This is a genomic window from Streptomyces sp. NPDC054863 (assembly GCF_053610825.1).
Window position 1 is genome coordinate 1 of the sequence record NZ_JBSGZD010000350.1, and the last position, 7,816, is coordinate 7,816.

Below are 7,816 nucleotides of genomic sequence, written 5' to 3' on the forward strand. Positions count from 1 at the left end.
CCCCAGGCTAAAACCTGGGGGTCGCGGCATCCATTCCGGGCCCGGTGTGGACCGGGTACGGGGAGGGACTAGCTGTTCTCCGGGCGCTCTTCCGGAGCCGGGACCGCGTCGCCGGGCGTCGTGTCCTTGGTCACCGAGGTGATCGCGGCCGTCGCACCGTTCGCGGCACCGTTGGTGAGTGCCAGTTCCTTGGGCGACAGCACCGGCGGCCGGGTCGACGGCGTACGGCGGGAAGAACCGGTCCACGCGGGGCGGGCCGGACGCTTCACGATCGGCTGGAAGATCTCGGCGATCTGCTCCTTGTTCAGCGTCTCCTTCTCCAGGAGGGCCAGAACCAGGTTGTCGAGAACGTCGCGGTTCTCGACCAGGATCTCCCACGCCTCGTTGTGCGCGGTCTCGATGAGCTTCTTGACCTCTTCGTCGACGAGCGCGGCGACCTCTTCCGAGTAGTCGCGCTGGTGCGTCATGTCCCGGCCCAGGAAGGGCTCGGTGTTGTCGCCGCCGAACTTGATCGCGCCGAGGCGCTCGGTCATGCCGTACTGCGTGACCATCGCGCGGGCCGTACTGGTGGCCTTCTCGATGTCGTTCGCAGCGCCTGTCGTCGGGTCGTGGAAGACGAGCTCCTCGGCCGCGCGCCCGCCCAGCATGTACCCCAGCTGGTCGAGCATTTCGTTGCGCGTGGTCGAGTACTTGTCCTCTTCCGGCAGGACCATGGTGTAACCCAGGGCACGGCCGCGCGACAGGATCGTGATCTTGTGGACCGGGTCCGAGTTCGGCAGGGCCGCCGCGACCAGGGCGTGTCCGCCCTCGTGGTACGCGGTGATCTTCTTTTCCTTCTCGGACATGATCCGGGTCCGCTTCTGCGGTCCCGCCACGACTCGGTCGATCGCCTCGTCGAGCATGTGGTTGTCGATCAGCTTCATGTTGCTGCGTGCGGTGAGCAGCGCGGCTTCATTCAGCACATTCGCCAGGTCCGCGCCCGTGAAGCCGGGCGTACGGCGGGCGACTGCACCGAGATCGACGTCCGCGGCGACCGGCTTGCCCTTCTGGTGAACCTTGAGGATCTCCAGACGGCCCTGCATGTCCGGGCGGTCGACCGCGATCTGCCGGTCGAAACGGCCCGGGCGCAGCAGCGCCGGGTCGAGGATGTCCGGGCGGTTCGTGGCGGCGATCAGGATGACGCCGCCCTTCACGTCGAAGCCGTCCATCTCGACGAGCAGCTGGTTGAGCGTCTGCTCCCGCTCGTCGTGACCGCCGCCCATGCCGGCGCCGCGGTGGCGGCCGACGGCGTCGATCTCGTCGACGAAGACGATCGCCGGGGCGTTCGCCTTGGCCTGCTCGAAGAGGTCACGGACACGCGAGGCGCCGACACCCACGAACATCTCGACGAAGTCGGAACCCGAGATGGAGTAGAACGGCACGCCCGCCTCGCCCGCGACAGCACGCGCGAGCAGCGTCTTGCCCGTGCCGGGCGGGCCGTACAGCAGCACGCCCTTGGGGATCTTGGCGCCGACGGCCTGGAACTTGGCCGGCTCCTGGAGGAACTCCTTGATCTCGTGGAGCTCCTCGACGGCCTCGTCGGACCCCGCCACATCGGAGAAGGTCGTCTTCGGGGTGTCCTTGGTGATGAGCTTCGCCTTGGACTTCCCGAACTGCATGACCCGGGAACCGCCGCCCTGCATCTGATTCATCAGGAACAGGAAGACGACGACGATGAGGACGAAGGGCAGCAGGGAGAGCAGGATCCCGACGAAGGCGTTCTGCTTCGTCGGCGAGACGGTGTAACCCTTCTCGATCTTGCCGCTCTCGAACTTCTGGTCGAGCTTCGCGGCGAGCTTGGAGCCCTGGTCCCCGATGTAGCTCGCCTGGATCTTGGAGCTGTCGTCGACCTTCTGGTCGCCCTTCAGCTGCACCTTGATGATCTGTTCGTCACCGGTGGTCAGTTTGACCTGATCGACCTGGTCCTTGTCGATCGCCTGGATGACCTTGCCGGTGTCGACCGTCTTGTAGCCGCCAGACGAGCCGACGACCTGCATCAGCACGACCACGGCGAGGACGGCCAGCACGATCCACATGACCGGCCCACGGAAGTATCGCTTCACGTCCATCCATACGGGGCGAACTGCTGCCCCGTCCCTCCTGCCCGTAGGTAAATGCCGCTGAATAAAAGACTGTTCTTCGGACGGTACCCCAGCATTGTCACCCGCGACCGCAGGGGACGGCTGACAAACCTGCCTTCCCCTGCTTCAACGCCGGGAATTGCGTGGGGGTTCCCCGATATGGACCTGTGTATGGTCCGGGACCGCCAAGTGGCCGTCCGGAGGAGCCGTCAGCCCCCGTAGACGTGGGGCGCGAGGGTCCCGACGAAGGGGAGGTTGCGGTACTTCTCCGCGTAATCCAGGCCATACCCGACGACAAACTCATTCGGAATGTCGAAACCGACCCACTTCACGTCGATCGCCACCTTCGCGGCCTCCGGCTTGCGCAGCAGCGTGCACACATTGAGGGAGGCCGGCTCGCGCGAGCCGAGGTTCGACAGCAGCCACGACAGCGTCAGGCCGGAGTCGATGATGTCCTCGACGATCAGGACGTGCTTGCCCTTGATGTCGGTGTCCAGGTCCTTGAGGATCCGGACCACACCGGAGGACTGGGTGCCCGCGCCGTAGGACGACACCGCCATCCAGTCCATGGTGAGCGGGGTGGACAGCGCACGCGCCAGGTCCGCCATCACCATCACTGCGCCCTTGAGCACCCCGACGATGAGCAGGTCCTTGCCCGCGTACTCCGCGTCGACCTCGGCGGCCAGTTCGGCCAGCTTCGCGTCGATCTCTTCCTTGGTGATGAGCACCGACTTGAGGTCGGTGCCCATGTCGTTCGCGTCCACCCGCATCACTTTCGTAGAACTTTCAGCCCTGCCGAATGACCAGTCTGCCACCCTGCCGCTGAGCCTCCACCCGGCCGGGGAGGTTGATGACCCCCTGCCCACGCCATCCGGTGATCAGGCGGTCCACCTCCTCGATGTGCCGGGCGAAGAGTGATCCGGCGGGCGAACCCACCTCGATGACCGCCCTGCGCAGCACCCTGCGCCGCACGGCGGGCGGCAGGGCGTAGAGCTTGGCGCACTCCAGGCGGCCCGTCTCGTCCCGTACGGAACGGCCGGCCTCGGCGGCCCAGTCGTCGAGGGCGTCGGCGTCGTCGCGCGACAGCTGGGCCGTGCGGGCGAGGGCCTCGACGACGCCCTTGCCGAGCGCCTTCTCCAGAGCGGGCAGCCCCTCCTGGCGGAGCCGGGAGCGGGTGTAGGCGGGGTCGGCGTTGTGCGGGTCGTCCCAGACGGGCAGGGACTGGACCATGCATGCCTTGCGGGCGGTCTGCCGGTCGAGCTGCAGGAAGGGACGGCGGTAGCGCCCGGCCGCCCCCGAGACGGCCGCCATTCCGGACAGCGAGCGGGTGCCGGAGCCGCGGGCGAGGCCGAGGAGGACGGTCTCGGCCTGGTCGTCGCGGGTGTGGCCGAGCAGGATCGCGGCGGCTCCGTGCCGCAGGACGGCGCCGTCCAGGGCCGCGTACCTGGCGTCGCGGGCGGCGGCCTCCGGGCCGCCCGCCCGGCCGACGGTGACCGCGACGGCCTCCGCGGGTGCCAGGCCGAGTGCGGTCATCCGGACGACGACTTCGGCGGCGCGGGTGCCGGAGCCGGCCTGGAGGTTGTGGTCGACGGTGACGCCGCCCGCCCGGACGCCCAGCTTGGGCGCCTCGAAGGCCAGCGCGGAGGCGAGGGCCATGGAGTCGGCGCCGCCCGAGCACGCCACCAGCACGAGCGGGGAGCCCTGATCCGGCCGGTCGTGCCGGTCGGAGCAGCCTGTTCGATCTGTTCGGTTCTGGTCGTTCAATACGTCGTGGAGTACGCGGCGGACCGCCAGGCGTATCGCTGCGACCGCAGGATGGGGACCCATGTCCGGTGCCCTTCGGTGGAGTTGGGGTGCCTCGGGAGGAGGAAACCTCTGTCACTGAGAGTGCGTAGATGGTGACAGAAACGAGCGGTTACCCGAGCATTGCACGCCTACCCAGCGCTTACGGTCCCTCAGATGGGTGATTTAAAGGGCGTTTCCCTTACCGTTCCAGCCGTCGCGCACACCGGCTTCACGCCTCTCCCTTACGGTGCACCCTCGCGACCCAGTCCGCCGGTTTGGCGATCTCCGACTTGGTGGGGAGCGTGTTCGGCGAGGTCCAGATCCGGTTGAACCCGTCCATGCCGACCTCTTCGACGACCGCTCGCACGAACCGCTCGCCGTCCTTGTACTGGCGCAGCTTGGCGTCCATGCCGAGCAACCTGCGCAGGGCCAGGTCGAGGCGGCTCGCGCCCTTGGCCCTGCGCTCCTTGAACTTCTCGCGGATCTCGGCGACGGACGGTACGACCTGGGGGCCGACACCGTCCATCACGTAGTCCGCGTGGCCTTCGAGCAGGGACATCACGGCGGTCAGGCGGCCGAGGATCTCGCGCTGCGCCGGGGTCTGGACCAGCTCGACCAGGCTGCGGCCCCCCTCGTTCTCCTCGCCCTCCGGGCGGCCCCCCGCGAACGCCTGGGCGGCTTCGCGGAAGCGCTCCAGGATCGTCATCGGGTCGACCTCGGTCTCGCCGAGGAAGGACTGGATCTCGCCCTCCAGATGGTCGCGCAGCCAGGGCACCGCGGTGAACTGGGTGCGGTGGGTCTCCTCGTGCAGGCACACCCAGAGGCGGAAGTCGTGCGGGTCCACTTCGAGTTCGCGCTCGACGTGCACGATGTTCGGGGCGACGAGGAGGAGCCTGCCGCCGCCGTTCGCACCCGCGGGGAAGTCCCTGCTCGGCGGGGCGAAGGTCTCGTACTGGCCGAGGACCCGGGAGGACAGGAAGGACAGCAGCATCCCCACCTCCACGCCGGTGACCTTGCCGCCGACCGCGCCGATGACGGCGCCGCCCGGGGTGGAGCCGCGGCGCTCCTGCATCTTGCCGAGGAGCGGCTTGAGCAGCTCGCGGAAGCCCGCGACGTTCGCCTTCACCCAGCCGGCGCGGTCGACGACCAGCACCGGGGTGTCCTGCGGCTGAGTACCTTCGGGGATCATCCGCGTGAACGCGCGGACGTGTTCCTCGGACGCCTTGGCGTGCCTGCGCAGCTCCGCGACGACGGCCCGGGCCTCGTCCCGACTGATGTCGGGACCCGGCCTCACGAGTCGAGTCGCGGTCGCCACCGCGAGCTTCCAGTCGACCATCTCCGCACCACCGATGCTCGTCATGCGTCAACCGTACGTTGTCGGGGGCGTGCGGGGAGGAGGGTCGGGAAGGGTGGGTTGCGGCATGCCTCGCGGGACGGGTGGGAGAGTCCGCACCGGCTCGTCCGCCTCCTCGGCGGCTACCCGGTCAGCGCCGACGCCATCGCGTCCAGTGCCTTCTGCGCCGGGTCAGGCGCCGGGGTGTCGCCCGCCAGGAACGCGAAGGCCAGGAGGCGGCCGTCCTTGGTGACGACCGTTCCGGCCAGGGTGTTGACGCCGGTGAGCGTGCCCGTCTTGGCGCGGACCAGGCCGGTGCCCGCGGCCTTTTCCGCGTAGCGCGTCTGCAGCGTGCCGCTGAAGCCCGCGACCGGTAGCCCGGTGAGGACGGAGCGCAGCTCGGGGTGCGCCGGGTCCGCCGCCCTGGCGAGGAGGGCGGTGAGCAGCCCCGCCGAGACCCGGTCGCCCCGGTCGAGACCGCTGCCGTCGGCGAAGTGCGCACCGGTCAGGAGGCCGTCCGCCGGGAGGTTCAGCTCGACGAGACGGTCGTACACCGCCTTGCCCGCGCCCGCGAAGCTCACCTCCCCGCCCGCCGCCAGCGCCGTCTGCCGCGCGAGTGCCTCGGCGATGTCGTTGTCACTGTGGGTGAGGGTGCGCTCGACGAGGGCGGAGAGGGGGGCGGAGAGCGTCTTGGCGACGGGCTGCGCGTCGGCGGGGGCCTTGCCCGAGGCCGGGTCGCCGGTCACCTGCACGCCCAGCGCGCGCAGTTCCGCAGCGAAGGCGCGGGCCGCGTCGCCCGCCGGGTCGAGGGTGCGGGCGCCGATGCCGCTGCGGGTGCCGTCGGTGCGGCCCTCGTTCACCATCAGAGAGGTGACGCGTGCGAGGTTCTCGTTGCCCTCTCCGATCGGGTGGATCTCGGGGCCGGTGTAGAGGGTCGTGTCGTACGAGAGCGAAACCTTGTCCGCGCCCTTGTCGCGCAGGGCGCGGGCGGTGTCGGCCGCCAGGGTGCGCAGGCCGTCCTTCTCCAGGGTCGGGTCGCCGCCGCCCTTGAGGACGATCCGCTTGCCGTCGGGGGCGGCCAGGACCGTGGTGGCGATGCGGTGGTCGGGGCCGAGGGCGGACAGTGCCGCGACCGTCGTGGCGATCTTCACCGTGGAGGCGGGCGTCATCACGTCCCGCTCCCCGCGCCCGTACAGCTGCTTTCCGGTGGCCGCGTCGACGACCGATGCCGTACGGAGCGTGCCGAGGGCGGCCGTGTCGAGGAGCGGCGCGAGCACCTCTTTGAGGTGGTCGGGCTTCGCGGACGGCGCGGCGGGTGCGCCGAGGGCGCTCAGGACGCCGCGGGCGCTGGGTGCAGGGGCCGGTTCGGCCGGTTCGCGGGCCGGCGCCGCGTGATGTGCGCCACCCGTACGGCCCTGGGAGGCCGCCAGGTCCCGCTCGGCCTTACGCTGACCGGAGTCCCAGGGCCCCGCCACGGCCACGGCACCGGCAGCGAGTGCCAGTCCGGCGACGGCGGAGCCCGCCGTGAGCTGCCAGGTCTTGAGCTTGGGCACTGCGCACCAGCCCCTTTCGCGATCACACGTCTGCGTGAGGGACACTTAATCACTGCGTCTTGCGCGAGCACGGCACCCCGCGGGGCACATCCGGCCCATTAGGCCGGGGCTCCGGGGGTCGGTTTCCTCCGGGGGGACGCACCACCCTTGAAGACTGTGTTGATCATGGAGGAGCCACCCGTGGAGTTCGACGTCACCATCGAGATTCCGAAGGGTTCGCGGAACAAGTACGAGGTGGACCACGAGACCGGTCGGATCCGTCTGGACCGTCGACTCTTCACCTCGACCAGTTACCCCGCGGACTACGGATTCGTCGAGAACACGCTCGGCGAGGACGGTGACCCGCTTGACGCGCTGGTCATCCTGGACGAGCCCACCTTCCCGGGCTGCGTCATCAAGTGCCGCGCCATCGGCATGTTCCGCATGACCGACGAGGCCGGCGGCGACGACAAGCTGCTGTGCGTCCCGGCTTCGGACCCGCGGGTGGAGCACCTGCGCGACATCCACCACGTGTCGGAGTTCGACCGCCTGGAGATCCAGCACTTCTTCGAGGTCTACAAGGACCTGGAGCCGGGCAAGTCGGTCGAGGGCGCGGACTGGGTCGGCCGCACCGAGGCGGAGGCCGAGATCGAGGCCTCGTACAAGCGCCTTGAGGCGCAGGGTGGGGCGCACTGACCGCGCGTAGGCGCTAGCTGGTCCGTGCGGCGGGCGGCACACCCTCTACGAGGGGGTGGCCGCCCGTTTGCATGGGTGCGGTGGAGGCGGACCGGTCCACGCGGCGGGGTGCGTGAATCCGTGAACATACTGGGCAGGCGGAGTTTGACGGACTGGAGTGGCGGGAGCGAGGCGAGTGGTGGCGGAGGCGCAGGGCGACGGCAAGGGCGGCGGCAAGGGCGGTAGCGGGAGCAGCGAGGGAGCCGAGGACCGCAAGCCGCAGTCGGACGAGGCGCGCAGCGCGTTCCCGTCGCCGTCCGACGCGAAGCCCACCGCGGGGTCGGACCCGGAGTCCGGGTCCGACCCTGGAA

General features: G+C 69.7%; 6 protein-coding genes. 1 reads left to right on the forward strand and 5 read right to left on the reverse strand.

What is annotated here, in order from left to right; genetic code table 11:
* Nucleotides 1-68: 68 nt before the first annotated feature.
* From ftsH to dacB, 5 genes are all read right to left on the reverse strand, one after another.
* Nucleotides 69-2,108, reverse strand: a complete 2,040-nt coding sequence (ftsH, locus tag ACWGIG_RS34705) for an ATP-dependent zinc metalloprotease FtsH (RefSeq protein WP_453325680.1) — start codon at nucleotides 2,106-2,108, stop codon at nucleotides 69-71.
* Between the two features lie 221 nt (nucleotides 2,109-2,329).
* The gene (gene hpt, locus ACWGIG_RS34710; protein ID WP_266664910.1) at nucleotides 2,330-2,890 is read right to left on the reverse strand and encodes a hypoxanthine phosphoribosyltransferase; all 561 of its coding nucleotides are present in this window, start codon (nucleotides 2,888-2,890) and stop codon (nucleotides 2,330-2,332) included.
* 16 nt (nucleotides 2,891-2,906) lie between these two features.
* Complete coding sequence (gene tilS, locus ACWGIG_RS34715) at nucleotides 2,907-3,947, reverse strand: tRNA lysidine(34) synthetase TilS (protein ID WP_453325681.1); 1,041 nt, start codon at nucleotides 3,945-3,947, stop codon at nucleotides 2,907-2,909.
* 187 nt (nucleotides 3,948-4,134) lie between these two features.
* On the reverse strand, nucleotides 4,135-5,265 hold the full coding sequence (locus tag ACWGIG_RS34720; RefSeq protein WP_453325682.1) for a zinc-dependent metalloprotease: 1,131 nt from the start codon (nucleotides 5,263-5,265) through the stop codon (nucleotides 4,135-4,137).
* 116 nt (nucleotides 5,266-5,381) lie between these two features.
* Complete coding sequence (gene dacB, locus ACWGIG_RS34725; protein WP_453325683.1) at nucleotides 5,382-6,791, reverse strand: D-alanyl-D-alanine carboxypeptidase/D-alanyl-D-alanine endopeptidase; 1,410 nt, start codon at nucleotides 6,789-6,791, stop codon at nucleotides 5,382-5,384.
* A gap of 180 nt (nucleotides 6,792-6,971) precedes the next feature.
* On the opposite strand from dacB, the gene ACWGIG_RS34730 reads away from it, so the two are divergent.
* Nucleotides 6,972-7,466, forward strand: a complete 495-nt coding sequence (locus ACWGIG_RS34730) for an inorganic diphosphatase (RefSeq protein ID WP_185034151.1) — start codon at nucleotides 6,972-6,974, stop codon at nucleotides 7,464-7,466.
* Nucleotides 7,467-7,816 lie beyond the last annotated feature (350 nt).

Excerpts from the sequence above, each read along its gene's own strand:
- ACWGIG_RS34720 (WP_453325682.1), bottom strand. The coding sequence starts at position 5,265 with ATGACGAGCATCGGTGGTGCGGAGATGGTCGACTGGAAGCTCGCGGTG.
- ftsH (WP_453325680.1), bottom strand. The coding sequence starts at position 2,108 with ATGGACGTGAAGCGATACTTCCGTGGGCCGGTCATGTGGATCGTGCTG.
- tilS (WP_453325681.1), bottom strand. The coding sequence starts at position 3,947 with ATGGGTCCCCATCCTGCGGTCGCAGCGATACGCCTGGCGGTCCGCCGC.
- hpt (WP_266664910.1), bottom strand. The coding sequence starts at position 2,890 with ATGCGGGTGGACGCGAACGACATGGGCACCGACCTCAAGTCGGTGCTC.